Origin of the sequence: Porphyromonas sp. COT-108 OH1349, assembly GCF_000768755.1 — a bacterium.
In the GTDB taxonomy this organism is placed as follows: Bacteria; Bacteroidota; Bacteroidia; order Bacteroidales; family Porphyromonadaceae; genus Porphyromonas_A; species Porphyromonas_A canoris.
This window is the reverse complement of record NZ_JRAH01000019.1, coordinates 114581-140794: the sequence shown is the minus strand read 5'-3', so window position 1 is coordinate 140794 and position 26214 is coordinate 114581. Positions and strand designations below refer to the sequence as shown.

At 41.3% G+C, this 26214-nt stretch carries 39 protein-coding genes; 35 read left to right on the top strand and 4 right to left on the bottom strand.

From position 1 onward, the window contains the following. Positions 1–23 precede the first annotated feature (23 nt). From JT26_RS04695 to rplQ, 34 genes are all read left to right on the top strand, one after another. The gene (locus JT26_RS04695; RefSeq protein WP_036789508.1) at positions 24–1199 is read left to right on the top strand and encodes an OmpA family protein; all 1176 of its coding nucleotides are present in this window, start codon (positions 24–26) and stop codon (positions 1197–1199) included. Between the two features lie 1094 nt (positions 1200–2293). Further along, positions 2294–2674, top strand: coding sequence for a 30S ribosomal protein S12 (gene rpsL, locus JT26_RS04690; protein ID WP_036789510.1), 381 nt, complete (start codon positions 2294–2296; stop codon positions 2672–2674). Between the two features lie 244 nt (positions 2675–2918). Continuing rightward, positions 2919–3395, top strand: a complete 477-nt coding sequence (gene rpsG / locus JT26_RS04685) for a 30S ribosomal protein S7 (protein ID WP_036789512.1) — start codon at positions 2919–2921, stop codon at positions 3393–3395. Positions 3396–3554: 159 nt separating this feature from the next. Further along, positions 3555–5678 carry an elongation factor G gene (gene fusA, locus JT26_RS04680; protein WP_036846859.1) on the top strand — a complete coding sequence of 708 codons (2124 nt, stop codon included), beginning with the start codon at positions 3555–3557 and terminating at the stop codon, positions 5676–5678. A 33-nt stretch (positions 5679–5711) separates the two neighbouring features. Beyond that, positions 5712–6023 (top strand): 30S ribosomal protein S10, encoded by a 312-nt coding sequence (rpsJ, locus tag JT26_RS04675; protein WP_036789519.1) that lies wholly within the window; start codon positions 5712–5714, stop codon positions 6021–6023. Positions 6024–6050: 27 nt separating this feature from the next. Beyond that, positions 6051–6668: a 50S ribosomal protein L3 gene (rplC, locus tag JT26_RS04670; RefSeq protein WP_052079362.1), complete on the top strand. Its 618-nt coding sequence runs from the start codon at positions 6051–6053 to the stop codon at positions 6666–6668. Positions 6669–6670: 2 nt separating this feature from the next. After that, positions 6671–7300: a 50S ribosomal protein L4 gene (gene rplD, locus JT26_RS04665; RefSeq protein ID WP_036846856.1), complete on the top strand. Its 630-nt coding sequence runs from the start codon at positions 6671–6673 to the stop codon at positions 7298–7300. 19 nt (positions 7301–7319) lie between these two features. Then, positions 7320–7613: a 50S ribosomal protein L23 gene (gene rplW, locus JT26_RS04660; RefSeq protein WP_036789532.1), complete on the top strand. Its 294-nt coding sequence runs from the start codon at positions 7320–7322 to the stop codon at positions 7611–7613. An 8-nt stretch (positions 7614–7621) separates the two neighbouring features. Continuing rightward, positions 7622–8446 (top strand): 50S ribosomal protein L2, encoded by an 825-nt coding sequence (rplB, locus tag JT26_RS04655; protein ID WP_036789534.1) that lies wholly within the window; start codon positions 7622–7624, stop codon positions 8444–8446. 23 nt (positions 8447–8469) lie between these two features. Then, positions 8470–8739 (top strand): 30S ribosomal protein S19, encoded by a 270-nt coding sequence (gene rpsS / locus JT26_RS04650; protein WP_036789537.1) that lies wholly within the window; start codon positions 8470–8472, stop codon positions 8737–8739. A gap of 48 nt (positions 8740–8787) precedes the next feature. Beyond that, positions 8788–9195, top strand: a complete 408-nt coding sequence (gene rplV, locus JT26_RS04645) for a 50S ribosomal protein L22 (RefSeq protein ID WP_036789539.1) — start codon at positions 8788–8790, stop codon at positions 9193–9195. A gap of 6 nt (positions 9196–9201) precedes the next feature. Beyond that, on the top strand, positions 9202–9933 hold the full coding sequence (rpsC, locus tag JT26_RS04640) for a 30S ribosomal protein S3 (protein WP_036789540.1): 732 nt from the start codon (positions 9202–9204) through the stop codon (positions 9931–9933). Positions 9934–9956: 23 nt separating this feature from the next. Next, entirely contained in the window at positions 9957–10388 is a 432-nt protein-coding gene (rplP, locus tag JT26_RS04635) for a 50S ribosomal protein L16 (protein WP_036789542.1), read from the top strand. Between the two features lie 6 nt (positions 10389–10394). After that, the gene (rpmC, locus tag JT26_RS04630) at positions 10395–10592 is read left to right on the top strand and encodes a 50S ribosomal protein L29 (RefSeq protein WP_036789544.1); all 198 of its coding nucleotides are present in this window, start codon (positions 10395–10397) and stop codon (positions 10590–10592) included. A gap of 12 nt (positions 10593–10604) precedes the next feature. After that, complete coding sequence (gene rpsQ, locus JT26_RS04625; protein ID WP_036789548.1) at positions 10605–10859, top strand: 30S ribosomal protein S17; 255 nt, start codon at positions 10605–10607, stop codon at positions 10857–10859. 2 nt (positions 10860–10861) lie between these two features. Next, entirely contained in the window at positions 10862–11227 is a 366-nt protein-coding gene (gene rplN, locus JT26_RS04620) for a 50S ribosomal protein L14 (RefSeq protein ID WP_036789550.1), read from the top strand. Positions 11228–11265: 38 nt separating this feature from the next. Further along, complete coding sequence (gene rplX, locus JT26_RS04615) at positions 11266–11586, top strand: 50S ribosomal protein L24 (RefSeq protein WP_036789556.1); 321 nt, start codon at positions 11266–11268, stop codon at positions 11584–11586. After that, positions 11586–12146, top strand: coding sequence for a 50S ribosomal protein L5 (rplE, locus tag JT26_RS04610; protein ID WP_036789559.1), 561 nt, complete (start codon positions 11586–11588; stop codon positions 12144–12146). The genes rplX and rplE overlap by 1 nt, the downstream gene beginning before the upstream one ends. 11 nt (positions 12147–12157) lie before the next feature. Beyond that, positions 12158–12427 (top strand): 30S ribosomal protein S14, encoded by a 270-nt coding sequence (gene rpsN, locus JT26_RS04605; RefSeq protein WP_036846851.1) that lies wholly within the window; start codon positions 12158–12160, stop codon positions 12425–12427. An 87-nt stretch (positions 12428–12514) separates the two neighbouring features. After that, a complete protein-coding gene (gene rpsH, locus JT26_RS04600; protein ID WP_036789571.1) occupies positions 12515–12910 on the top strand; it encodes a 30S ribosomal protein S8 in 396 nt (131 codons plus the stop codon). 16 nt (positions 12911–12926) lie between these two features. Next, a complete protein-coding gene (rplF, locus tag JT26_RS04595; RefSeq protein WP_036789573.1) occupies positions 12927–13478 on the top strand; it encodes a 50S ribosomal protein L6 in 552 nt (183 codons plus the stop codon). Positions 13479–13504: 26 nt separating this feature from the next. Beyond that, on the top strand, positions 13505–13849 hold the full coding sequence (gene rplR, locus JT26_RS04590) for a 50S ribosomal protein L18 (RefSeq protein ID WP_036789575.1): 345 nt from the start codon (positions 13505–13507) through the stop codon (positions 13847–13849). A gap of 20 nt (positions 13850–13869) precedes the next feature. Next, a complete protein-coding gene (rpsE, locus tag JT26_RS04585; RefSeq protein ID WP_036789577.1) occupies positions 13870–14376 on the top strand; it encodes a 30S ribosomal protein S5 in 507 nt (168 codons plus the stop codon). A gap of 5 nt (positions 14377–14381) precedes the next feature. Further along, the gene (gene rpmD / locus JT26_RS04580) at positions 14382–14561 is read left to right on the top strand and encodes a 50S ribosomal protein L30 (RefSeq protein ID WP_036789580.1); all 180 of its coding nucleotides are present in this window, start codon (positions 14382–14384) and stop codon (positions 14559–14561) included. A gap of 12 nt (positions 14562–14573) precedes the next feature. Beyond that, positions 14574–15023 (top strand): 50S ribosomal protein L15, encoded by a 450-nt coding sequence (rplO, locus tag JT26_RS04575; RefSeq protein ID WP_036789582.1) that lies wholly within the window; start codon positions 14574–14576, stop codon positions 15021–15023. Positions 15024–15029: 6 nt separating this feature from the next. Then, positions 15030–16364, top strand: a complete 1335-nt coding sequence (gene secY / locus JT26_RS04570; RefSeq protein ID WP_036846844.1) for a preprotein translocase subunit SecY — start codon at positions 15030–15032, stop codon at positions 16362–16364. A gap of 9 nt (positions 16365–16373) precedes the next feature. Further along, positions 16374–17159 (top strand): type I methionyl aminopeptidase, encoded by a 786-nt coding sequence (gene map / locus JT26_RS04565; RefSeq protein WP_036846842.1) that lies wholly within the window; start codon positions 16374–16376, stop codon positions 17157–17159. A 15-nt stretch (positions 17160–17174) separates the two neighbouring features. Continuing rightward, positions 17175–17393, top strand: a complete 219-nt coding sequence (gene infA / locus JT26_RS04560) for a translation initiation factor IF-1 (RefSeq protein WP_036789590.1) — start codon at positions 17175–17177, stop codon at positions 17391–17393. A 24-nt stretch (positions 17394–17417) separates the two neighbouring features. After that, positions 17418–17534, top strand: a complete 117-nt coding sequence (rpmJ, locus tag JT26_RS10435) for a 50S ribosomal protein L36 (RefSeq protein ID WP_081964525.1) — start codon at positions 17418–17420, stop codon at positions 17532–17534. Positions 17535–17578: 44 nt separating this feature from the next. After that, entirely contained in the window at positions 17579–17959 is a 381-nt protein-coding gene (rpsM, locus tag JT26_RS04555) for a 30S ribosomal protein S13 (RefSeq protein WP_036789593.1), read from the top strand. Positions 17960–17973: 14 nt separating this feature from the next. Next, positions 17974–18360: a 30S ribosomal protein S11 gene (gene rpsK, locus JT26_RS04550; protein WP_036789598.1), complete on the top strand. Its 387-nt coding sequence runs from the start codon at positions 17974–17976 to the stop codon at positions 18358–18360. Positions 18361–18475: 115 nt separating this feature from the next. Further along, positions 18476–19075 (top strand): 30S ribosomal protein S4, encoded by a 600-nt coding sequence (gene rpsD / locus JT26_RS04545; RefSeq protein WP_036789600.1) that lies wholly within the window; start codon positions 18476–18478, stop codon positions 19073–19075. An 8-nt stretch (positions 19076–19083) separates the two neighbouring features. Beyond that, the gene (locus tag JT26_RS04540; protein ID WP_036846841.1) at positions 19084–20079 is read left to right on the top strand and encodes a DNA-directed RNA polymerase subunit alpha; all 996 of its coding nucleotides are present in this window, start codon (positions 19084–19086) and stop codon (positions 20077–20079) included. 4 nt (positions 20080–20083) lie between these two features. Beyond that, positions 20084–20560, top strand: a complete 477-nt coding sequence (gene rplQ, locus JT26_RS04535; RefSeq protein ID WP_036789603.1) for a 50S ribosomal protein L17 — start codon at positions 20084–20086, stop codon at positions 20558–20560. Between the two features lie 198 nt (positions 20561–20758). Here the strand turns inward: rplQ and JT26_RS04530 are convergent, their stop codons facing one another. Beyond that, positions 20759–21094 carry a hypothetical protein gene (locus JT26_RS04530; protein WP_160217636.1) on the bottom strand — a complete coding sequence of 112 codons (336 nt, stop codon included), beginning with the start codon at positions 21092–21094 and terminating at the stop codon, positions 20759–20761. A gap of 238 nt (positions 21095–21332) precedes the next feature. On the opposite strand from JT26_RS04530, the gene JT26_RS04525 reads away from it, so the two are divergent. Beyond that, complete coding sequence (locus JT26_RS04525) at positions 21333–25193, top strand: zinc ribbon domain-containing protein (RefSeq protein ID WP_152566990.1); 3861 nt, start codon at positions 21333–21335, stop codon at positions 25191–25193. A gap of 284 nt (positions 25194–25477) precedes the next feature. Here the strand turns inward: JT26_RS04525 and JT26_RS04520 are convergent, their stop codons facing one another. The 3 genes from JT26_RS04520 to JT26_RS10815 all read right to left on the bottom strand — a co-directional run bounded on the left by JT26_RS04520 (position 25478) and on the right by JT26_RS10815 (position 26155). Then, positions 25478–25732, bottom strand: a complete 255-nt coding sequence (locus tag JT26_RS04520) for a hypothetical protein (RefSeq protein ID WP_036846829.1) — start codon at positions 25730–25732, stop codon at positions 25478–25480. Further along, on the bottom strand, positions 25732–25917 hold the full coding sequence (locus JT26_RS10820) for a hypothetical protein (protein ID WP_152565484.1): 186 nt from the start codon (positions 25915–25917) through the stop codon (positions 25732–25734). Before JT26_RS10820 ends, JT26_RS04520 begins: the two co-directional genes overlap by 1 nt. A gap of 76 nt (positions 25918–25993) precedes the next feature. Then, the gene (locus tag JT26_RS10815; RefSeq protein WP_160217635.1) at positions 25994–26155 is read right to left on the bottom strand and encodes a hypothetical protein; all 162 of its coding nucleotides are present in this window, start codon (positions 26153–26155) and stop codon (positions 25994–25996) included. Positions 26156–26214: the final 59 nt, after the last annotated feature.

The following is a 26214-nucleotide window of genomic DNA, read 5'->3' as shown; positions in this document are numbered from 1 at the left end:
GTAATAGATAAAACAACAAGACAATGAAAATAAGATATACAATATATACACTTGCCGCTTTGGCTCTTGGGTTCTGCAGTACTACGCTGCAAGCCCAAGAGGCTAAGCCTGCGAAGAAAGCGTGGGAAGTAGGTGTCGGAGGTGCTCTTATCAACTGGAACAGAGTCTCTATCTCCGGATTTGAAAGCAGACAAGACGACTACTTCTACAACTTCAGAGTAGATCATCTTATGGGAGGCGCAAAGCTATACGTAGCCAGAGAGCTGAACAAGTGGTTCTATCTCGATCTTCAAGGAACTATGGGTATCACATACAACAACCCCGAACAGACAGGAAAGTCGGGCAAGCACAGCTTCTTGTTTATGGGAGGTCCCGGTTTGCAGTTCAGACTTAGTCCGCTATTCGGATCCGAGTATGTAGAACCCTATTTAAGAGTCGGAGCCAACTATCTTTGGAAAGATTTTCAAGCGAGAAACATAGGACGTTTCAGTCAGGATCCTACAGGACAGGCAGGCTGGTCGTCTAAAGACACTTGGAATGGCAAGGATAAGTTGGAGGACAAGAACCAATTCTTCCCCATCTCAGTTGGTGCCGGTGTCAATGCCTGGCTTAACAACAGCGTGGGTCTTGGGCTTCAAGGAGAGTATATCATGCCTATACGCAAGGAGCTTCCTCGCTTTGCACAGGTTTCTCTCAATGTCCTTTTCCGCTTCGGAGGCAAAGACAAGCGTCCGCAGCCACGTATAGAATATGTGGAGGTAGAAAAACCGGTCGAAAAGATCGTGGAGAAGATTGTAGAGAAGAAGGTCTTTGTGGAGGCAGAACCACAAGTAGGTAATCTTTTGGAGAATATCAACTTCGGTTTCGACAGATACGACTTCACGCCGGAATCTGAAAAAGCATTGGATAATGCTGCTAAGATGTTGAAAAAGCAGTCCGGTCAATACTTCCTTATCACCGGTTATACCGATGCTCAAGGCAATCAGGCATACAATCTTGAGCTTTCTCGCAAGCGCGCACAAGCTGTGGTCAATGCTCTTATCGAGAGAGGTGTACCTGCAAGCATGCTGAAGTGGAGAGGGGTAGGCAAGAAAGTGAATGCCGTACCTGCATCCGAGTCTGACGATGTTCGTGAAGGAGACAGAAAGATAACCATAGAGCGTGTTTCTAACATCGCTTTCTGGAACAAACTCCCATAACAAGAAGATAATAAGAACCGGTGGAGCGCGCTGCTCCGAACTGTTCTTTAGCAATAGGAGAGCTATGCCAAGCGTAAGTTTGGCATAGCTCTTTTTTTTGTGGCAAAACGTCAAGATCTTTCATGTTTGCTGCCAAAAAAGGAGAGATAAAAAGGGCTTTCTTTTTACGTCTTGTCTTTTCCAGATTCTCGGCAACATTAAAGCTTAAATTCGGACATCCGATATTCGGTTTTTCCTGCCTTGAAAGAGGACTGTTTTTGCCGGAATTTTTATATAAAAACGGAGTTTGAGAGAGATCGAATATTTCTGTTGGAAACAGTTGCTCTCTGAATATATCTCCTTCGGGTTGTCGCTTAATCTGTTTGTTTTCAGTGAGATGTGAGAAATCGCGAATTTGGAAAAATTTTTTTCTCAGTCCGTTTCATGGGGCTTTTTCGCGTTAATAGGTGTGAATTTTAACACTCCCTTCTGTAAACGTTTCCTAATAAAGAAATCTGCCTTTTCAGGGGTATTTTAGGGTGAAAACAGATAATATGCTGATAGTTAGTGTTTTAATCATTTTAGCTAAACACGTTAATCGAATCCGGTAAACGTGTTTAATGAAATCGGTAAACGTGTTCATTGAAAAATTAAACACGTTAAGCCGGAAGAATATGCTCGTTTAGTGTTTTTGCTTAACGAGTATCGGAATTTGTGTTAATAGAATGGGGCGGATTTAACAATTCGGTCGCGCTCTGAAAACGACCCCTCCGATCAAAATAGAGAGAGGGTAAAAAGAGGCTCTATCGGCGGTATGGAATATATAAAAATCGCTCTCTTGAAAGGGCGGTTTTAGAGCAGTTTTAACAGGGGTATATTACCTCAAAAAGAGTATCGTTTTTTCTCTTCAGGATAGAGAAAAGTATCTCCCTTCCGGAAGTCTTCTTTTCTCAAAAGAGTTGAAATGAGGGAGCGAAAATAATTTATCTGCTTGATTTATTGTATAATCAGATAATTATGCTTACCTTTGTGCGTTCAATCGTGTATCCTATGGCGGAGATACGATAAAAGAAGTATCAAATACGATATAACACAGAAATAAAAACAGTTTTAAAATGCCTACAATTCAACAGTTAGTTAGAAAAGGAAGGAAAACAATCGAAGAGAAAGGAAAGTCTCCTGCTCTTGACTCTTGTCCGCAGCGTCGTGGCGTTTGTGTGCGTGTGTACACCACAACACCTAAGAAGCCAAACTCGGCAATGCGTAAAGTGGCACGTGTGCGTCTGACAAATGGTAAGGAAGTGAACTCTTACATACCGGGAGAAGGACACAACTTGCAAGAGCACTCAATCGTACTTGTTCGTGGTGGTCGTGTAAAAGACCTTCCGGGTGTTCGTTACCATATCGTTCGCGGTACATTGGATACTGCCGGCGTTAATGGTCGTACCCAACGTCGTTCTAAGTACGGAGCAAAGAGACCTAAGGCGTCTAAGTAATCCATCGCCTTTGTCTTGAACTCCTATACATATATAACATAGGAGGCTTCAGAAAAGCTCTCACGAGAGAGCAAAACAAAATTTCCCCTTTTCTACTTCGCTCGAAAGACGAAGAGACAATTATTACTAAACGATGTTTTGAGTAATATTGGATAGGCTCCCAAGGTTGAGTAAATGCTACGGCGGTAGTGTTGAAGACAGAAGAAGGAACAACCAATGACAAAACGAAAATTTTTAGACCAAAATGAGAAAAGCTAAACCAAAGAAAAGACAGGTGTTGCCAGATCCTGTTTTCGGTGACGTAAAAGTAAGTAAGTTTGTAAACCATCTTATGTACGATGGAAAGAAAAACTTGTCTTACGATATTTTCTATTCAGCATTAGAGATCGTAAAGACAAAGCTTCCTAACGAAGAGAAGTCTGCTCTTGAGATCTGGAAGATCGCTTTGGATAATATCACTCCTCAAGTGGAAGTGAAGAGCCGCCGTGTGGGTGGTGCTACATTCCAAGTGCCTATGGAAATCCGTCCCGAAAGAAAAGAGTCTCTTTCAATGAAGAACCTTATCGGCTACGCAAGAAAAAGAGGTGGTAAGACTATGGCGGATAAGCTTTCTGCAGAGATTGTAGATGCTTATAACAACCAAGGAGGTGCATTCAAGAGAAAAGAAGATATGCACCGTATGGCTGAAGCTAACCGTGCATTCGCTCACTTTAGATTCTAAGTTCCACTCTTATATAAAAGAAAAAGACACAGCTCACGTAATAACAATAGAAAACATTCAGAAAAACTTCTATATCTAATGCCTCATTTTGGTATGGTTACAAAAGGAATGAAGAGCACGAAGATTGCGTAGAGTTTGTGGATAGATAAGGAAAAGACAATGGCAAAAAAACAAGGAATAGAACTTACAAGAAATATCGGTATCATGGCTCACATCGATGCCGGTAAAACAACAACCTCTGAACGTATCCTGTTCTATACCGGTCTTACACACAAGATTGGTGAGGTGCACGATGGTGCAGCCACTATGGACTGGATGGAACAAGAGCAGGAAAGAGGGATAACTATCACATCTGCAGCAACAACTACATCTTGGAACTATGACGGCGATAAGTACAAAATCAACCTTATCGACACTCCGGGACACGTTGACTTTACTGTGGAAGTGGAGCGTTCACTCCGTATTCTTGATGGTGCTGTGGCTGCTTTCTGTGCGGTTGGTGGTGTTGAGCCTCAATCCGAAACAGTTTGGAGACAGGCAGACAAGTACGAAGTGCCTCGTATCGCTTATGTAAACAAGATGGACCGTAGCGGAGCCAACTTCTTTGAAGTGGTTCGCCAACTAAAGGATGTATTGGGTGCCAATCCATGTCCTATCCAAATACCTATCGGAGCCGAAGAGACTTTCAAAGGCGTTGTCGATCTTGTAACAATGAAGGCGATCTTGTGGCACGATGAAACAATGGGTGCAGACTACTCGATAGAGGATATCCCTGCAGATCTTCAAGCTGAAGCAGAAGAGTGGAGAGATAAGCTCCTTGAAACTCTTGCCGATGTTGATGATGCGATCATGGAGAAGTACTTTGAAGATCCATCAACAATCACAGAGGAAGAGATTCGTGCGGCTATCCGTAAGGGAACACTCTCAATGCAGATCAACCCGATGCTTTGTGGTTCTTCTTTCAAGAATAAGGGAGTACAAACACTTCTAAATGCTGTTTGTGCTTATCTTCCAAGTCCGGTAGATACTCCTGAAATCGTGGGGACTCTTCCGGGTGATCCTGATACAGAAGTAGTAAGACCGACATCGCCTGATGCCCCTTTGTGTGCTTTGGCATTTAAGATTGCAACTGACCCTTATGTGGGCCGTCTATGCTTCTTCCGTGTCTATTCCGGACAGTTGGATGCAGGCTCTTATGTTTATAACACAAGAAGCGACAAGAAGGAGAGAATCTCTCGCTTGTTCCAAATGCACTCTAACAAGCAAAATCCAAAAGACTTTATCGGTTGTGGAGACATTGGCGCCGGTGTAGGATTTAAGGATATTCGTACAGGAGACACACTCTGTGCAGAAGGACATCCGATGGTGTTGGAGTCTATGGACTTCCCCGATCCTGTTATCGGTATTGCCGTAGAGCCTAAGACTCAAAAAGACCTTGATAAGCTCGGTGTCGGTCTTTCCAAGCTTGCAGAAGAAGACCCGACATTTACCGTTCAAACAAACGAAGAGACAGGTCAGACCGTTATCTCCGGTATGGGTGAGCTTCACCTTGAGATCATCATCGACCGTCTTAAACGTGAGTTTAAGGTAGAGTGTAACCAAGGTAAGCCTCAAGTGTCTTATAAGGAAGCTATCTCTAAGAGCGTAGAACTTCGTGAGACTTATAAGAAACAAACCGGTGGTCGTGGTAAGTTTGCGGATATGATTGTCCGCGTAGAGCCTGCCGATGCTGAGTTTGAAGGCGAACTTCAATTTATTGACGAAGTGAAAGGTGGTAACATTCCAAGAGAATTTATTCCATCTATTCAGAAGGGATTCCTACGTGCCATGAAGAACGGTGTGCTTGCAGGGTATCCGCTCGATAAGTTGAAAGTAACCGTGATAGATGGTTCTTATCACCCTGTGGACTCTGACCAGCTTTCTTACGAAATCTGTGCTATTCAGGCGTTCAAGAGTGCTTCTGAAAAGGCGGGACCTGTACTTCTTGAGCCAATCATGAAGATAGAGGTTGTAACTCCTGAAGAGAGCATGGGTGATGTGATCGGTGACCTTAACAAGCGTAGAGGTCAGGTAGAAGGTATGGAAAGCCATCGTACCGGAGCAAGAATCGTTAAGGCTAAAGCTCCTCTTGCTGAAATGTTCGGTTATGTAACAGCTTTGCGTACTATCACTTCAGGTAGAGCAACATCTACAATGACATTCTCTCACTATGCAGAGGTTTCTGCTAACATCGCTAAAGAGGTGCTTACAGAAGTACAAGGCCGTGTAGACCTTATTAAGTAATTAGAAATAGTTCATTTTTGAATCATACATATTATGAGTCAGGTAATAAGAATCAAAATTAAGTCTTACGATCATCAACTCGTAGATAAGTCGGCTGAAAAGATCGTAAAAGCAGTGAGTGCAACAGGTGTAACTATCTGTGGTCCTATTCCATTGCCAACACACAAGCGTATATTCACTGTAAACCGCTCTACTTTCGTAAACAAGAAGAGCCGTGAGCAGTTTCAGCTTTCTACGTTTAAGAGATTGATCGATATCTTGAATGCTACTCCTTCAACTGTTGACGCTTTGGCGCGTTTGGAGTTGCCAAGTGGTGTTGAGATCGAGATTAAGACAAATATTTAATGTTCATTATTTATATATTCAACTGAAATGCCAGGATTATTAGGAAAAAAAATCGGAATGATTTCCGTTTTCAGTGCCGAGGGTAGAAATGTACCATGCACTGTTATCGAAGTAGGTCCTTGTGTTGTAACCCAGGTGAAGACTGTGGAGACAGATGGTTATGAAGCTATCCAACTTGGCTTTGTGGACAAGAAGGAAAAGCACACATCCAAACCTCTTCAAGGTCACTTCAAGAAAAGTGGTGTTACACCCAAGAGATTCTTGGCCGAGTTCAAAAACTATGAAGAAGAGTACAAGTTGGGCGATGTCCTTACTGTCGACTTCTTTGAAAATGCAGGCTTTGTTGACGTAATAGGCAAGTCTAAAGGTAAAGGCTTCCAAGGCGTCGTGAAGCGTCATGGTTTTGGTGGTGTGGGTCAAAGTACTCACGGTCAGCACAACCGTTTGCGTGCTCCGGGTTCTATCGGTGCTTGTTCTACTCCTGCAAGAGTATTCAAAGGTACTCGTATGGCTGGTCAGACAGGAAATAAGAGAGTAACTATGCAGAACTTGGAAGTAGTTAAGGTCCTTCCAGAAAACAATTTGCTTCTTGTGAAGGGTTCCATACCGGGAGCTAATGGTTCAATCGTATTAATAGAAAAGTAAACATGGAGGTAAAAGTTTTAGATATCAACGGTGTAGAAACCGGCAGAACAGTAACTCTTCCGGAGAGTCTATTTGGCATTGAACCTAATGACCATGCTATCTATTTGGCTGTAAAGCAGTATAGAGCAAACCAACGCCAAGGAACACATGCCACTAAGGAAAGAAGCATGCTCAGCGGTAGTACTCGCAAGCTGATCCGTCAAAAGGGTTCAGGTGGAGCACGTAGAGGTGATATTAACTCTCCTCTTCTTCGTGGTGGCGCTACAGTGTTTGGCCCTCAACCGAGAAGCTACCGTCAGAAGTTGAACAAGAAGGTGAAAAACCTTGCAAGAGCTTCTGCTTTGAGCTATAAGGCAAAGAACCAAGAGGTGATTGTTGTAGAAGATTTCTCTTTTGAATCTCCTAAGACAAAGCAGTTCGTGGGTATCCTTAAAGCCCTTAAGGTGGATGCTGCGCGTACATTGATGGTTTTGAATAATGCGGATAATTTTGTATATTTGTCCGCTCGTAATATTCCCAATGTGAGCCTTATGAATGTTAAACTCTTGAACACTTACAAGGTTTTGGAGTCTAAATATATGGTCATTACAGAGAGCGCACTTGGTGAAATGGTTAATGTTTTGAACGCATAATAATAACACGACGTAAGCAATGAGTATTCTAATTAAGCCTATCATCACTGAGAAGCAAACAGAAATTACTGAAAACATGCCTAACAGGTATGGCTTCCGTGTTTCTCGTGATGCGAACAAGATTGAGATTAAGAATGCCATCAAGAAACTTTATGGTGTGGACGTTAAGAGCGTTAATACCATGAACTATGATGGTAAGAGACAAGTAAGATATACAAAAGGTGGAGTAATCCGCGGTAGAAAAAGTGCATTTAAGAAAGCTGTTGTTACCATTGAAGAAGGTCAAACAATAGACTTCTATAGCAATATCTAATTTAAGAAATGGGAATACGTAAATTGAAGCCCACTACCCCTGGGCAGAGACACAAAGTTATTGGCGCATTCGATAAGATCACTGCAAGTGCGCCAGAGAAATCTCTTGTTGTGGGTAAGAAGCGTACCGGTGGTCGTAACAACACCGGTAAGATGACAATGCGCTATATTGGTGGCGGTCACAAGAAGCGTTTCAGACTTATTGATTTCAAGAGAAATAGAGATGGTATCCCAGCAACCGTTAAGAGCATCGAGTACGATCCAAACAGATCTGCTCGTATTGCCCTACTTTACTATGTAGATGGTGTGAAGACTTATATCGTTGCACCTGACGGCTTGCAAGTGGGACAAACAGTGATGTCAGGTAGCCAGGCAGCTCCCGAAGTAGGAAATGCCTTGCCACTTCAAAACATTCCTATCGGTTCTGTAATTCACAATATCGAACTTAGACCCGGTCAAGGTGCTAAGCTTGTGAGAAGTGCCGGTGCGTTTGCTCAACTTACCTCCAGAGAAGGTACTTATGCTGTGATTAAGATGCCTTCAGGAGAGACTCGTAGAATTCTTTCTGCTTGTAAAGCAACTATTGGTGGTGTCGGTAACTCCGACCACGCTCTTGAACGTTCCGGTAAGGCCGGTCGCTCTCGCTGGTTGGGTAGAAGACCGCATAACCGTGGTGTGGTAATGAACCCGGTAGATCACCCAATGGGTGGTGGTGAAGGGCGTGCTTCCGGAGGTCACCCTCGCTCTCGTACAGGTCTTTATTCTAAGGGCTTGAAGACAAGAGCTCCTAAAAAGCACTCTTCTAAGTACATCATAGAAAGAAGAAAGAAGTAAACTTATTTTAGAAAAGAAAAACTATGAGTCGTTCATTAAAAAAAGGACCATATATCAATGTGAAGTTGGAGAAGAAGATTCTTGCCATGAATGAAAGCGGTAAGAAGTCTGTGATCAAGACGTGGTCAAGAGCTACGATGATTTCTCCGGACTTTGTGGGTCATACAGTTGCTGTCCATAATGGTAACAAGTTTATCCCTGTTTTCATCACAGAAAATATGGTAGGGCATAAGCTTGGGGAGTTTTCTCCAACACGTACGTTCCGTGGACATGGTGGCAATAAGAAGCGTTAAGCGATCCCAAAGTAAGTAATAGTAATATAGAACAACTAAGAACACATTATGGGTAAAAGAAAACAAGTGTCGGCAAACGCACGTAAAGAAAATAATAAAACACTCTACTTCGCAAAGCTTAACAATGTTCCTACATCTCCTCGTAAGATGAGATATGTAGTGGATATGGTAAGAGGAATGGAAGTAAACAGAGCTCTGGGTGTGCTTCAGTTTTCAAACAAAGAAGCCTCAAGAAGAGTTGAAAAATTGCTCCGTTCTGCTATTGCCAACTGGGAAGCAAAGAACGAACGTCGTGCCGACGATGGTGAGCTGTTTGTGAGTAGAGTATTTGTTGATGAGGCTGTGACTCTGAAGAGATTGAGACCTGCTCCACAAGGAAGAGGTTACAGAATCCGTAAGAGATCTAATCATGTAACTCTATATGTAGATACACTTAATTCATCTGTAAAAAACTAATTTTAGATGGGACAAAAGATTAATCCAATAAGTAACCGTTTGGGTATCGTACGTGGATGGGATTCTAACTGGTTTGGTAAAAAGAAAGATTTTGCCGATACAATTTATGAAGACAGTAAGCTACGTAAGTACCTCGATGCTCGTTTGGCTAAAGCAAGTGTATCTCGTATAGTTATAGAGCGTACATTCAAACTTATCACAATAACAATCTGTACTTCTCGCCCCGGTTTTATTATCGGAAAGGGAGGTCAAGAGGTTGATAAGTTGAAAGAGGAGCTTAAGAAGATCACAGATAAAGATGTTCAGCTTAATATTTTTGAGATAAGAAGACCTGAACTTGATGCTGTTATTGTAGCAAATACTATTGCTCGCCAGTTGGAGGGTAAGATGGCTTACAGAAGAGCTATAAAGACAGCTATTGCTTCTACTATGAGAGCCGGAGCAGAAGGTATCAAGATTCAAATCTCCGGACGTCTTAACGGAGCGGAAATGGCTCGCTCGGAAATGTTCAAAGAAGGACGTACCCCACTTCATACTTTGAGAGCGGATATTGACTATTGTCATGCGGAAGCTCTTACTAAGGTAGGTCTACTTGGTATAAAAGTTTGGATCTGCAAAGGTGAAGTGTACGGTAAGAGAGAGTTGACTCCTAATTTTACAGCTGCTAAGGAATCCGGCAGACGTGAAAATAATAGAGGTGGTAGAGATGCTCGCCGAGGAAGAAGACAGAACCGTTAATGTAAGAAGAAAGATTTATCATCATGTTACAACCTAAAAAAACTAAATTTAGAAGGCAGCAAAAAGGTCGCATGAGAGGTGTGGCTCAGAGAGGTAATCAGCTTTCTTTCGGTTCTTTTGGTATCAAATCGCTTCAAAGCAAGTGGATTACCGGTAGACAGATTGAAGCTGCTCGTATCGCTGTAACAAGATATATGCAACGTCAAGGTCAAGTTTGGGTACGTATTTTCCCTGATAAGCCTATTACTAAGAAGCCAGCCGAAGTGCGTATGGGTAAAGGTAAAGGTGCTCCGGAAGGTTTTGTGGCACCAGTTACTCCCGGTCGTATGCTGTTCGAAGTAGAAGGAGTTCCATTTGCCGTGGCTAAAGAAGCTCTTCGACTTGCAGCACAGAAGTTGCCTGTAACAACAAAATTTGTTGTTCGCAGAGATTATGAACACAAAACTAATGCGTAATCGAAAATGAAGAGTAAAGAAATAAGAGAGCTGAGCATAGAGGAGCTAAAGGAAAGACTCCAAGCTGAAGAAGAAGCTTACAATAAGATGCTTCTTGTTCATGCTGTTACTCCACTAGACAAGCCATCGGATATTACAGCTAAGCGTAAATTCGTGGCAAGACTTAAAACTATTCTTCACGAAAGAATATCAGAAACTAATTAATGTCCCTACCTTATGGAAAGAAATTTAAGAAAAGTAAGACAGGGCGTTGTCTCTAGCAATAAGATGGATAAAACCATAACTGTTGCTGTAAAGTGGAAAGAGAAACACCCCATTTATGGTAAGTTTGTAAACAAAACTAAGAAGTATCACGCTCATGATGAGAAAAATGAGTGCAACATAGGCGATACTGTAAGGATCATGGAAACAAGACCTTTGAGTAAGACTAAGCGTTGGAGATTGACTTCTATAATTGAAAGAGCGAAATAATCATGATACAGCAAGAATCAAGACTAGTCGTAGCCGACAATAGCGGCGCAAAGGAAGTCCTTTGTATTCGTGTTCTTGGGGGAACAAAGAGACGATATGCAGGTATAGGAGATGTTATTGTTGTGTCAGTGAAGAGTGTGATCCCATCTTCAGATGTGAAGAAGGGAGCTGTATCGAAAGCTCTTATTGTTCGCACAAAGAAGGAGATCAGACGTCCGGATGGCTCATACATTAGATTTGATGATAATGCATGTGTCCTTCTTAATGCAGCCGGCGATATCCGTGGTAGTCGTATCTTTGGTCCTGTAGCTCGTGAGCTTAGAACTAAAAACATGAAAGTGGTATCATTGGCACCCGAAGTGCTATAACTCTTTCACTATTATATACACATATATACATAAAGACAATGAGTAAGCTACATATTAAAAAGGGCGATACTGTGTATGTGAATGCTGGTGAAGATAAAGGCGCAACCGGACGTGTACTCAGTGTAGATCCCACAAAAAAGAGAGCTATAGTAGAAGGCGTAAATGTTATTACTAAAGCTACTAAGCCTAATGCAAAACAGCCACAAGGCGGTCTGGTTAAGATAGAAGCTCCTATCCATATTTCAAACCTCAATGTGGTTGATCCATCTACGGGAAAACCTACTCGTATAGGTCGTAAGGATGATGGTAAAGGCAATTTGGTTCGTTATTCTAAAAAATCTGGAGAGCTGATAAAGTAATGAGTACTGTAAATAACCTACAAAAAGATTATAAGGAGCGTATTGTTCCTGCTCTTATGAAAGAGTTTGGCTACTCCACAGTAATGCAGGTTCCTGCTATTAAGAAGATTGTTATCAATCAAGGAATCGGTCAGGCTGTGGCAGACAAGAAGCTCATAGATGTTGCTATTTCTGAACTCACAGCTATTACAGGACAGAAAGCAGTTGCAACTCTTTCTAAGAAGGATATCTCAAACTTTAAGTTGAGAAAGAAGATGCCTATTGGTGTTATGGTAACTCTTAGAAGAGAAAAAATGTATGAGTTCCTAGAAAGACTTGTGCGTGTTGCTCTTCCTCGTATCCGTGACTTTAAGGGTATTAATAGTAAGCTTGATGGTAGAGGTAATTATACTTTGGGTGTGAGCGAACAGATTATTTTCCCGGAAATTAATTTGGATTCTATCACTAAAATAATGGGTATGAATATTACCTTTGTAACATCGGCACAAACTGATGAGGAAGGTTACGCTTTGTTGAAGCATTTTGGCCTTCCATTCAATAATGCTAAGAAAGAAGACTAAATACTAAGAGCATGGCAAAAGAATCAATGAAAGCCCGTGAAGTGAAAAGGGCAAAATTGGTAGCTAAATATGCTAATAAACGTGCTCGCCTTAAAGCAGAGGGCGATTATGAGGCATTGCAGGCTATTCCTAAAAACGCTTCACCAGTACGCCTTCATAACAGGTGTAAGATTACAGGAAGACCTAAGGGATATATGAGACTATTCGGTCTTTCTCGTATTCAATTTAGAGAAATGGCTTCAAAGGGGCTTATCCCCGGAGTAAAGAAGGCAAGCTGGTAATTAACTGGCTGCTTTCTTTTCGTCTGAGTATTTGAAGCAAGTGTTAAATATTGTCCGATTGTTCGGATCAATTTAATTAAAAGTTTTATGACAGATCCAATAGCAGATTATCTGACTAGATTGCGTAATGCAATCAGCGCTAATCACCGAGTGGTGGAGATCCCTTCGTCTAAACTTAAACAAGAGATGACTAAAATCCTTTTTGAAAAAGGCTATATTCTCAACTATAAGTTTGAACAAGATGGCGCTAGAGGTACTATTAAAGTTGCCTTGAAATATAATATGGCTACTAAAACTAATGCCATAAAGAAGCTACAAAGAATATCTAAGCCAGGTCTTAGACGTTATGTGGGTTATAAAGATCTTCCTCGTGTTCTTAATGGTCTTGGTATCGCAATCGTTTCTACTTCTAAGGGAGTTATGACAGACAAGGAAGCACGCGAACTTAGAGTTGGCGGAGAAGTATTGTGTTACGTTTATTGATTAGGAGGAAAGTATTATGTCTAGAATTGGAAAATTACCTATATCAATACCCGCTGGTGTAACCGTAAACGTAAATGACGATCAGATTGTGGTAAAAGGTCCTAAAGGGGAGCTTTCACAGAAGATGGATAGTAGAGTTGCGGTAGAAATCAATGACGGTCAACTTACTGTGAATAAGACAGGAGAGACAAAAGAACACAATGCATTTCACGGTCTTTACAGATCTCTTATAAATAATATGGTTGTTGGAGTATCTCAAGGATATACTAAAACATTGGAACTTGTTGGTGTGGGCTATAGAGCCGCAAATACAGGTCAAGTTCTAGAGTTGTCCCTTGGCTTTACTCACATGATATATCTTCAACTTCCTTCTGAGGTTAAAGTCGAAACTAAGATGGAGAGAAATAAAAACCCTCTAATTATTCTTGAATCGGCAGACAAGCAACTTCTCGGACAGGTTTGTGCAAAGATCCGTAGCTTCAGAAAACCTGAACCATACAAGGGTAAGGGTGTTAAGTTTGAAGGAGAAGTGATCAGAAGAAAGTCTGGTAAAACAGCAGGTAAATAATCTCTCTACGTAAACTAAACATTGTTATGAATACAAAAATTCTAAGAAGACAAAAAATAAAAAGACGTGTGCGTAGGAATATTTTTGGTACTGCTGAAAAGCCTCGCTTGACCGTTTTTAGAAGTAATAAGCAGATTTATGCTCAGGTAATAGACGATGCAACTGGCAAAACTCTTGCAGCTGCAAGCTCTCTCCCGATGGAAGAAAAACTCCCTAAAAAAGAGATCGCAGCCAAGGTGGGTGAGATAGTTGCTCAAAATGCAATGAAAGCAGGTGTGAGCACTGTTGTGTTCGATAGAAATGGCTACCTTTATCATGGTAGAGTAAAAGAACTAGCAGATGCTGCGCGTAAAGCTGGTCTTAAGTTTTAATAGTAAAAGTCTGTAACGAAATGAATAAAGTGAAATCTGCAAATGGCTTGGAGCTTAAAGATAGGCTTGTGGCAATAAACAGAGTAACAAAGGTCACCAAGGGAGGACGTACATTTACATTTTCTGCAATTGTTGTTGTTGGAAATGAAGATGGTATCGTTGGTTGGGGACTTGGTAAGGCTGGAGAAGTTACTGCTGCAATAGCTAAGGGAGCTGAAGCCGCAAAGAAAAATCTCATCCAAGTTCCTGTATATAATGGTACCATCCCTCACGAACAATATGCTCGCTTTGGTGGTGCTCGTGTTTTTATCAAACCTGCTTCTACCGGTTCCGGAGTAAAGGCCGGTGGTGCGATGCGTGCTGTTCTTGAGAGTGTTGGGGTAACTGACGTCTTGGCGAAATCTAAGGGATCTTCTAACCCTCATAACTTGGTGAAAGCTACGATAACCGCACTTTCAGAACTCCGAAGCCCATTGGATGTTGCACAGGCCAGAGGTATATCAGTAGAAAAAGTATTTAAAGGCTGAGAAAGATGAAAACAGTAAAAGTTAAACAAGTCAGAAGTCGTATTCGTTGTCCGAAAGATCAGAAGGCGGCTCTAGACTCACTTGGTCTCAATAAGTTGAATAGAGTGGTTGAACTACCGGACAATGATGCTACAAGGGGGAACTTGCATAAAGTGAGACACCTCATAGAGATCGTTGAGGCATAAAATATTGAAGATATGAATTTATCAAATTTACGTCCTGCAGAAGGATCTACAAAGTCTCGTAAGCGTGTTGGTCGTGGTCCAGGTTCTGGTAAAGGTGGTACTTCTACCAGAGGTCACAAGGGGGCACAGTCTCGCTCTGGATACTCTCGTAAGATCGGATTTGAAGGGGGACAGATGCCGATACAGCGTCGCCTTCCTAAATTTGGCTTCAAGAATATCAACAGAGTGGAGTATACTCCAATTAATCTCGATACTCTTGCCGAGATCTCACAAGAGAATAATATCAAAGAATTTAATATAGACACACTTGTAGCTAGAGGTTTGTGTGGAAAGAATGACAGAGTTAAAGTCTTGGGACGAGGAGAACTTTCTATCTCTATCAAGGTTGAAGCTCATGCTTTCTCTAAAAGTGCAAAAGAGGCTATTGAAGCCCAAGGCGGAACAGCTACAGTGATAAACTAATATGCAATGAAGGCAGTACAGACAATCAAAAATATCTGGAAAATTGAGGATCTTCGTACTAGAATCCTTACCACTGTTTTCTTGGTAATTCTATACCGGTTGGGAACATTTGTTGTTCTTCCCGGTATAGACCCTAACGCACTATTAGCCTTGAAGAACTCTACATCAGAGGGCCTTTTGGCGCTATTAGATATGTTTTCCGGAGGGGCATTCTCAAATGCATCAATTTTCGCGTTAGGTATCATGCCATATATTTCTGCATCCATTGTAATGCAGCTTCTGGCAATAGTGGTTCCATCATTCCAAAAGATGCAGCGTGAGGGAGAAAGTGGTAGAAGAAAGATAAATCAATATACTCGTTATCTTACCATTTTAATTCTTCTTGTTCAAGGTCCTGTTTACCTTATTGGTACTCGAAATACATTGGCGGCAGAGGGGGTGATTATGCCTTCAACGTTAGGATTTATGGTCGTTTCAACGGCAATCCTTACTGCTGGCTCTATGTTTGTGTTGTGGCTTGGAGAGAAGATCACAGATAAAGGTATAGGCAATGGTGTCTCTTTTATCATTCTAATAGGTATCATAGCTCGTTTCCCTGAAGCGGTCATCAATGAGTTTTCTCTAAGACTTGGAGGCGAAGGAGGTCTGTATGTCTTCATCCTTGAGATTGTATTCCTTCTGCTTGTTATTGCAGGAGCTATTTTGTTGGTACAGGGAACACGTAGAGTTCCGGTACAATATGCCAAGAGAATGGTAGGAAATAAGCAATATGGTGGTGCACGTCAGTACATTCCTTTGAAGGTTAATGCTGCAAATGTGATGCCGATCATTTTTGCTCAAGCTATTATGTTTTTACCGGTGAGTTTGTACTCTTTTGCTTCTTCAGAACCATCCGCTTTGCTTACTGATTTTATGCATGGTAGAGGAGTTTTGTACGCAGTTGTTTTCTCTCTCTTGATCATTCTGTTTACGTACTTTTATACAGCAGTTACTATAAATCCGACTCAAATGGCAGAAGATCTTAAGAGAAATAATGGCTTTATTCCCGGAGTAAAACCAGGCAAGGCTACAAAGAACTTTTTGGATGATGTGATGAGTAAGATTACTCTTCCCGGAGCTATTTTTCTCGCTGTTGTAGCAATACTACCTACATTTGCAATGTCTGAATCTATGGGTATAAATCCCGCTTTTGCACAGTTTTTTGGTGGTACATCTCTAATTATTCTTGTCGGTGTTGTTCTTGATACTCTTCAACAGATAGAGTCTCACTTGCTCATGCACCATTATGACGGATTTAGTGAGAGTGGACGTATCAAAGGACGCTCAAGTGCCATGTACTGATCTCAGACTATGGTATATCTAAAGACAAAAGAAGAGATAGAGCTTCTGCGAGCAGCCAACCAGCTTGTTGGTCGGACGCTCGCGGAGGTTGCTAAACATATAAAACCGGGTGTTTCAACTAAACAGCTCGACACCGTAGCAAATCAGTTCATTTGTGATCATGGAGCTACTCCTGCTTTCTTAGGATATGCAGGCTTTCCCGGATCCATTTGTACGTCTCCCAATGAGTATATAGTACATGGTATCCCTTCCGATAAGGTAATACTTAAAGAGGGAGATATTGTATCCGTAGATTGTGGAACAAAGTTAATGGGCTTTACGGGAGACAGTGCTTTCACCTTTCCAGTTGGAGAAGTTTCTTCTGAGGTTAAGAGGCTTTTGAATACAACTAAAGATTCTCTTGTTTTGGGGATTGAGCAGCTACAAGTCGGTCATCGTCTCGGAGATATAGGCTATGCTATACAGAGCTACTGCGAAAAAGCGGGTTTTTCTGTTGTTCGTGAGTTTGTTGGGCATGGTATTGGTCGAGAGATGCACGAAGAGCCTCAGGTTCCGAATTATGGGAGAAGAGGCACCGGGTTTCAAGTGAAAGAAGGGCTTTGCATCTGTATAGAACCTATGATTAATATGGGATCCAAGAATATTGTTAACGGCGATGATGGCTGGTCTGTTTGGACCAGAGACCGGAAATATTCTGCTCATTTTGAACATTGTGTGGCTGTTGTAGATGGTAAGGCAGATATCCTTTCTACATTTGATTATATATATGAAGTCTTAGGTTACCAAACATTTTAGTTATCATTATAGTTCATGGCAAAACAGGCGGCAATAGAACAAGATGGAGTCATCGTAGAAGCTCTTTCCAATGCGATGTTTAAGGTTGAGTTGGACAACGGTCACGTTGTTACGGCTCATATTTCCGGAAAGATGCGTATGCATTATATCCGGATCCTTCCGGGAGATAGAGTGAAGGTTGAGATGTCTCCATATGATCTTACAAAAGGTCGTATATCATTCAGATACAAATAAAACAAGACAAAGATACATTTCATCATGAAAGTAAGAACATCCCTAAAAAAACGCACTCCGGAGTGTAAGATTGTCAGACGTAAGGGTCGCTTATACATTATCAATAAGAAGAACCCAAAAATGAAACAACGTCAAAAATAATTCGTACTTTTGCACTCCTAAAACGGAATTAATATACTCATATTATGGCAATAAGAATTGTAGGTGTTGACCTACCACAAAACAAGAGAGGCGAGATTGCTCTTACCTATATTTTTGGTATAGGTAGAAGTAGTGCTAATTCCATTCTAGACAAAGCCGGTATCAACAAGGATATCAAGGTGAAAGACTGGACAGATGATCAGGCAGCTAAGATCCGTGAAATTATAGGGGCCGAATATAAGGTAGAAGGAGATCTTAGAACAGAGGTGACTCTTAATATCAAGAGACTTATGGATATAGGTTGCTATAGAGGTATACGTCACCGTCTTCATCTCCCTTTGCGTGGTCAAAGCACAAAGAACAATGCCCGAACTCGCAAAGGAAAGAAGAAAACAGTTGCGAATAAGAAGAAAGCTACTAAATAATACGTTAAGATAATATGGCAAAAAAGACAGTCGCAAAGAAGAGAGTTGTTCGCGTTGATGCTATTGGGCAAGCGCATATCCACTCTTCTTTTAACAACATCATCATCTCTCTTGCCAATGCAGAAGGTCAAGTTATCTCTTGGTCAAGTGCAGGTAAGATGGGTTTTAGAAGCTCCAAAAAGAATACTCCTTATGCAGCTCAGCTCGCTGCTCAAGACTGTGCTAAGGTTGCATACGACCTTGGTTTGCGTAAAGTGAAAGTTTATGTAAAAGGACCGGGTAACGGCCGTGAGTCTGCTATCAGATCTATTCATGGTGCAGGTATAGAGGTTATGGAGATTATAGACGTAACTCCTCTACCACATAATGGATGCCGTCCTCCTAAGAGAAGAAGAGTATAATACACTTTACTTACTTAAATCATTAAGAATGAAGGCTGCGTATAAATATAAATGGATTGAGCATCTCTCACAATCGCGGCTGTATGCGTACGCTTTCATGTAATCAAATTTTATTATGGCAAGATATACAGGCCCTAAGGCGAGAATTGCTCGCAAATTCGGAGAGCCTATCTTTGGCTCCGTAAAGTCTAAGAAGAACTATCCTCCGGGACAACACGGCAATAGCAGAAGACGTAAGACTTCTGAGTATGGTATTCAGCTGCGCGAAAAACAGAAAGCAAAATACACTTATGGTGTTTTAGAAAGACAGTTTAGAAATCTTTTCGATAAAGCGTCTCGCTCTAAAGGTGTAAAGGGTGAGGTTCTTCTTCAATTGCTGGAACAACGACTTGACAACATAGTGTATCGTCTTGGTATCGCTAAGACTCGTGCTGCTGCACGTCAGTTGGTTAACCACCGTCATATTATCGTTGATGGAAAGGTCGTAGATATCCCATCTTATAGCGTAAAACAAGGTCAAGTGATTGGTGTTAGAGAAAAATCTAAGTCTCTTGAAGTGATTGTTGACTCTCTTGCATCAAGCGGCGGAAGTAAGTATCCATGGTTGGAATGGGATAAGGCTTCTTATTCCGGTAAGCTTCTTAGCATTCCTTCCAGAGAGGATATCCCTGAAAATATCAAAGAACAACTGATTGTAGAACTCTATTCAAAGTAACGTAGTATATGGCTTTATTGGCATTTCAAAAACCTGAAAGGGTAGTCATGCTTGAAGATTCCCCTACATACGGGAAGTTCGAGCTAAGACCGCTGGAGCCGGGGTACGGTATTACTGTGGGTAATGCTTTGAGAAGGATTCTTCTATCGGCTCTGGAGGGTTACGCTATCAACTCAATCAAGATAGACAACGTTGAGCACGAGTTTGCTACCATTCCCGGTGTGATCGAGGATGTTACCAGCATCATTCTTAATTTGAAAAAAGTGCGTTTTAAGCGTATTGTCGAAGGGGAAGAGGGCGAAACCGTTAGTATAAAGGTTCAAAATACAGAGCAGTTTACCGCAGCAGATATTTCTGCAAAGCTAAGTAGTTTTGAAGTGCTCAACAAGGATCAGGTTATCTGCAATCTGGATAAATCTGTATCCTTTACCATCCAACTTACCATTATAAAAGGACGCTCTTGGATTCCTGCGGAAGAGATGATGGGAATGTTTGATGACCCTCAACAGATCGCGATTGACGCTATCTTTACACCCATCAAACAGGTCAAATACCAAGTGGAAAATACTCGTGTGGAGCAACGTACAGACTACGACAAGCTAACATTAGAGATTACCACAGATGGTTCTATCTCTCCCAAAGATGCCTTGCAAGGTGCAGCACAGATTCTTATCTCTCATTTCGCTCTTTGTGCAGAAGATTATGTCGCATTAGAGAGTGATGTCGCGGATGATAACTCCGAATTTGATGAAGATGCGATACACATGCGCCAGTTGCTCATGTCTCCGCTATCTGAACTCGATCTTTCCGTTCGTGCTCTCAACTGTTTGAAGGCAGCGGAAGTTGAAACTCTTGGAGAACTTGTTGCGCACACTAAGGCAGACCTTCTAAAGTTCCGCAATTTTGGTAAGAAGTCTCTTACAGAATTGGAAGACCTTCTTGAACGTTTGGAACTCTCGTTCGGTATGGATGTAGCCAAGTACAAATTAGATAAAGAATTATAAGAAGATGAGACATAGAAAAAAATTCAATCACCTTGGCCGTAAGACAGCTCACAGACACGCAATGCTTTCAAATATGGCAACTTCTCTTATCATGCATAAGAGGATTCAGACCACTCTTGCCAAGGCAAAAGCACTAAGACAGTATGTAGAACCGATTATCAATCGTTCTAAAGAAGACACAACACACTCTCGTCGTACTGTTTTCTCTTATTTGCAAAATAAATATGCGGTAACAGAGTTGTTCCAAAATATATCTCAAAAAGTTGCGGATCGTCCGGGCGGTTACACTCGTATCCTCAAGACAGGGTTCCGTCTTGGTGATAATGCTCAGATGTGTATTATAGAGCTTGTGGACTACAACGAAAACATGCTTAAGGAAAAGAAAGAGACTGCTAAGCAACCTCGTACACGTCGTTCACGCAAGAAGGCAACAGAGTCTGCTCCTGCAGCTCAACCTCAATCTGAGGCAGCAGAAGCGTAACTCTTACGATAAACTATATTTAGATATACATTCAAAGGGGGTATCAGATTCATCTGACACCCCCTTTTTATTGTTATTCTTGTATCGTTGTCAGGAGGAGTGTAAAGAGGGAAGCGTTCTTAATCATCTGGAGATCAATTCTTGCACACTTTCTCGATTAGACATTTAAGAATAGTGAATAGAGGTAAAGTCAAATCTCTATTCAGAGAACAGAACCAAAGGGGGGGATTTTCTCTCTTTTTCTCTCGTCCTCGGTGCTTCTATTCCTCTTTTATACGCGGTTTTGGCTGTGGAAATGTTTGTATTTATGATAATATTTCCTACCTTTGCTCTTGTAGAGTAAGACGAGAAGAAGTCTGCTTTGGCGTAAGTATGAGATATTAAGGAGATTAGCGTCCATCTGTGGCCACATTTATGGTTCGTTTTTGTCGTCTTTTTATCTCCCTTATCTTTGGGTTTTGTTGCTTTTTGCCTAAAATTTTCTTCTTTTTTTCTTTCTCTCATTGGTGAATATGTTAAAAGTGGATGTCTCATTGTCTATCATAAGATTTTTGTCTTAGAAGCGTGGTGTGGCATCTTTTAGAAAGATCTTCAGGTGTTGAAATAACTGATCTCTCAAAAGGATCGAATTGATATTGATAAACTAGAAGTATTAACCCAATACAGCATACGAATCAAATTTTTATTTACTAACTCTAAATGTTATTGTTTTATGAAAAGAAACTTTTCTTTCAGATTCATTATGCTTGCGCTTGTTGCTGTGCTTTTCACTGTGACAAGTTGTAAGGATTATGATGATGATATTAAGAAAATCGAGGCAGCTCTAGAAGCTTACAAGGCTGGTGCTGCTAACGATCTTAAGGCTACGAAAGCTGAGCTTGAAAAGAAGATCACGGACCTTAAAGGCGATGTGACTACTGTTGCAGGCAAGGTGAAAGCTCTTGAGGAGAAGGTTGCTTCAGTGGAGGCTAATGCCGCTACAAAGAAGGAGCTTGAAGATGCAAAGAAAGAGCTTATGGCTAAGCTTGTTTCCCTTGAAACATTCAATGCTTACAAGGCTCAAGTAGATGCTAAGTTGGCTGATCTCGAAGCTAAGCTTGCTAAGGCTGCCACAAAAGACGAAGTTAAGGCTTTGGAAGATAGACTTAATGCAAAGATCGCTAAGGTTGAAGATGAACTTGGTAAGAGAATTGCTGCCTTGGAAGGAGTCTTGAAGCTTGTTAATGGCGAGTCTGAAGTGCTTAAGGAAATCAATGCCAGACTTGATGGTATCGATAAGTCTCTTGAAGATCACCTTGCTAAGATTAACGAAAACAAGGCCGCTATCGAAGCTCTTAAGACCGAATTGCAAGAGAAGTATGACGAACTTAAGGGTCTGATCGAAGCAAACAAGACTGCTATTGAAAATTTGGATGCTAAGGTTGAGCGTTATAAGAAAGAATTGGACGATAAGGATAAAGAGTTGGAAAAGATGATCGGATTCAACGCTGCTAACATCCTTACACTTTCTAAGCAACTTGAAGGTCTTACATTCATCCCAACTCGTGGTCTTCCTTCTGAAAAGACTATGAAGTTGTACTATTTTGCAGGTGACTATACAGCTGATCACGTGTTGATGTATCGCGTTAGCCCATCTAATGCAAAGCTTGGTGAAGACTTTACTATCGAAAGCTTGAACTTCCAAATCACTACTCGTTCTGCTGATGACGGTGTAGAAGATCACTCCTCTAAGGTTGATGTTCACATCAATGGTGAGGTTACTCAAAAGGGTGATATCATCTACATTCCTGTTCATATTAAGGGAGCAGAAGCTTGTGAAGTGTTTGGTAACGACACTTGGTGGGGTAATGAATTCTTCCATGGTGAGAATGTTCTTACCTCGGGCAACTTCACTGAGCGTATCGTTATGACCGTGGACGAAGACGCTACTACTCCTAATGTTAACTATGGAGCAAAGGGTGGCAAAAGAGGTCTTTCTATCGTTGTTACAGCTCTTACTAACGATATTAAGAGAAAAGAAGGACAAACTCCTGCTAAGCTTCGTGTGAAGTCTACAGAACACGTTAATACTCAACTTATCCCTACTCAAATCAAACTTGCTGAAGTTGTTGGTGAAAAGGGTCTTGTAGAGTTGGGTAAACCGGGTAAGCCTGTTTTGACATCTCGTCTTCTTAAGAGAACTCTTGCTGAGGCTACTACTTGGGCAAATGAGGACGAAGCCGTTCTTGGAAACGATGAAAAGAACTGGAACGTTCTTATGTGGTCCGGTACTCCTATTGCAAATGCTGCTCCTATCCAAGGAGAGATCGATCTTTATGACTATGTAACATCTTTCTACTATCCTCAAGATGGCGGTGATTATAAGAATGAAAAGGTTGTTACTGGAGATCCATTCCGCCATTTCTACAATGAGTTTGGTGCATTTGGTGAACCATACACAGACAAACCGGTTTATGCTAAGCCTGTTTACGAATTTGAGCAAGTAGCATACGAAGATGATAATCACAATATTGTTATCATTGATGGTAATACAAACACTACTCACGTTTATACAACTATCGAAGGTAGCAAGCTTAAAGTTAAAGCTGATCAAATCTCTGCTTCTAACAACAAGAAGGTGATTGTTAAGGTTACACAAGTTAACTCTAAGTGTGACGTTCGTCAGCCTGTAGGTTATTTGGTTGTTAAGATTGTAGAATCTACAACAGGTTGGAGCGATGCTCGCTGGACATTTGACTTCACTCAAGATAAGCCTGAGGAAGATGCAGATGAATTCACTTCTTACAGAAACATTCCTTACTATCACAAGATGTTTGGTACTGATAAGCCTGTAGGAGGTCAAATTGTAAACTTCGAAAATGCTAATGATAACACTGTGGTTGCACGCTGGATGAACCCATTGAATGCGAAGAATTCTTGGGGTATTTCTAATGCTCTTCCTAACCCTGGTGACATCAATCCTATCTTGAAGCAGTTGCCTACAATCAACTCTGCAGCAGAGTTCAAGAGTGCTTACATTATCAATGGTGATAACTCTGAAATAATTGAGCAATCTTTCGAGGCAGCAGATTATAACCATGTAAATGATACTGAAAATGTTGATGCTACGGGTGTTGATGAAGTTGATGCCTTCGACCATGTTCTTATCAGATATGAATTTGATGCTAACTCGTTTATCGTTTATGTAGACGATAAGGCTCCGGCCGGTGATTATAGCATCACTTACAAGCTACAATACAAGACAGGTAATGTACAACAAGGTCGTGACCTTTACTTGACATTCAAGTTCCGTGTTGCGCTTCGTGAAATCTCTGTTAGCAAGGCAGAAAATGCTCATAACTGGATCCCGAATACAGATATCATCAGAGCTCAATATGCAAGAATCCAAAACACTATTGCAGGTGGTTATGAATTCTTGTCTGAAAATGGCTATAAGGTAGACCTTACTGAAGCATTCAAGTTGGTTGAAAATGATAAGTCTAACATCCTTATAACTACTGAAAAGATTGTTGACTCTAATAGCGTAGAACCAGGTGAGGCTCCACAATACAGAGCAAGATTCGAGTTCGTTTATGATCAAGATCTTGTTGACGCTGGTTTCGTATTTAAGCGTGATGATAAGAACTATTTGACTCAGATCTACGTGAAAGATCAGCCTTCTAATATAGCTGCTTGGATCGCAAGAGATGCTGACGGATGGGAACGCTTGCGTATTTCTATCTCTACAGGTGGAGACCGTCTATACAGTTACTTGATGAGCAACCACAGACCTCACTCTGTAGGTTATCCTCACAATATGCTTACTACCGATGCAGAAGACTCTTCTCTTGAACGTGTAGACGACATGGAGAAACTCTTGAAGGTGCGTATGGTTACAGACATCAACCATGAGGCTCCTGATACAGATCCGAATCCTGAAAAGTTTGCTAATAACAACTATTACTACATTAAGGACTTCGCTGTGAAGTTTGAAAGAGCTCTACGTGTTAAGTTTACTACTGTTGTGTTGACAGATAAGCAAGATAAGCAAACATTCGAGTTTAACTTCCATACAAGAGATACTTCTGCTAAGATTTATCGCGGTCTATTTGACCATGGTGATGCAGGAGTTACAAACTCTCAAGGTATTGGTCACTTGGTAGCAAGATTTGATCCTTCTGAAACTATCAATGGAGATGCTAAGTTTGCTCCTAAGAAACTTGCTCAATGGTATGGTCTTGAAGAGCGTCTAACATTCCCATTGAGAGATGATACTCATATTGACTACAAGTACATGGAAGTATCTAACGATAAGGGTGCTACATGGCAACCAATTCCGAAAGATATGACATCTATTTCTACACACCATCCGAGATTCATTGATATCGTAGGAGCATATGATAGTGCTACTCACGAGGATACTTGGACTGTAGAATGGCAAGGAAACTTGACAGGTATTACATCTGAAATCTGGTTCCGTATTCCTGTCCTTAACAAGACAGCAATTGAACAAGGCTTCAATGGAATAAAGGGTAATCCGGCTACACTTGTAGTAGGAGAAGCTCCTAATGGCTTGTGGGCTACATTCAGACGCGGTTATGCCGGAGTTAAGGGTTATGCAGTCTTCAAGATTGTTCCAAGACCTGGTATCTAATAGACTTTGAGATCACAGTTGGGTTCTAAATCTAACTTGAATATATTGAGAGGTGCGAGTGATGCTTGCACCTCTCTTTTTTTGTGAAATAGAGGTTTGGAGGCGAGTATGCTATAAGAAGGGTGAGTACTATTTTGTTGGGATAGTAAAAAGGGGCTGAATTGAAGGATTATGGGAAAACCTCACTGAAAAACTCATTGATACCCATCTTATCGGGGGTCATTTGAACTGAAGGGGTATAAGTAAACTTCATGATATTGCTTAGAAAATACAAGAGGAAAGTGTTATTGCTGATAGAGGGTGAATACAAGGATAGAAAGATAAATAGATAGACCATAACAAGAGAAAAGATAGGAGGGTGAGCTGAAGCTGTTTTGGGATGAAGGGTTGTCGTGGTTATAGAACATCACGGGATTCTTTTGGGGAGAGCTGAAGCTGTTGTGGGATGATGGATTGTCGTAATTATAGAGCATCACGGGATTCTTTTGGGGTGAGCTGAAGCTGTTTTGGAATGATGGGTTGTTGTGGTTATAGAGCATCACGAGATTCTTTTGGGATGAGCCGATGCTGTTTGGGGATGGTGGTGGTTGCGTTCTGTTTTCGGAGTATCGGGAATCGGTTGGGGGATGCGATAGGTGTTTTGGGGAAGATATTGTTGTGGAGATTTGGAGTTGTGGCGATGAGATTTGTTCGGAACGGGTTCAAAAGAGCAGCTAAAAGGCATTAAAAGAACGGTTTATCATGTTTGGAAGATGAAGTCAAGGCTTGGTTTTTGCTTTTCAAGTGCCGATTTGTACACTTCATGGCTTGGATTTGTACACTTCACGGCTCAATTGCCACATCTCGAATCTTGATTTGTACACTTCATGGCTTGATTGCCACACTCTACGCTTTGATTTCCACGCTTCAAATCCGGATTTTGAGATATTAAAGGGATCGGAGCAGCTTTTTACTCCATTCATCAGAACTATTTATAGGGTTTATCCGAATTGTGTAACGAAGAAAGGGGAGTGCTCCGGAG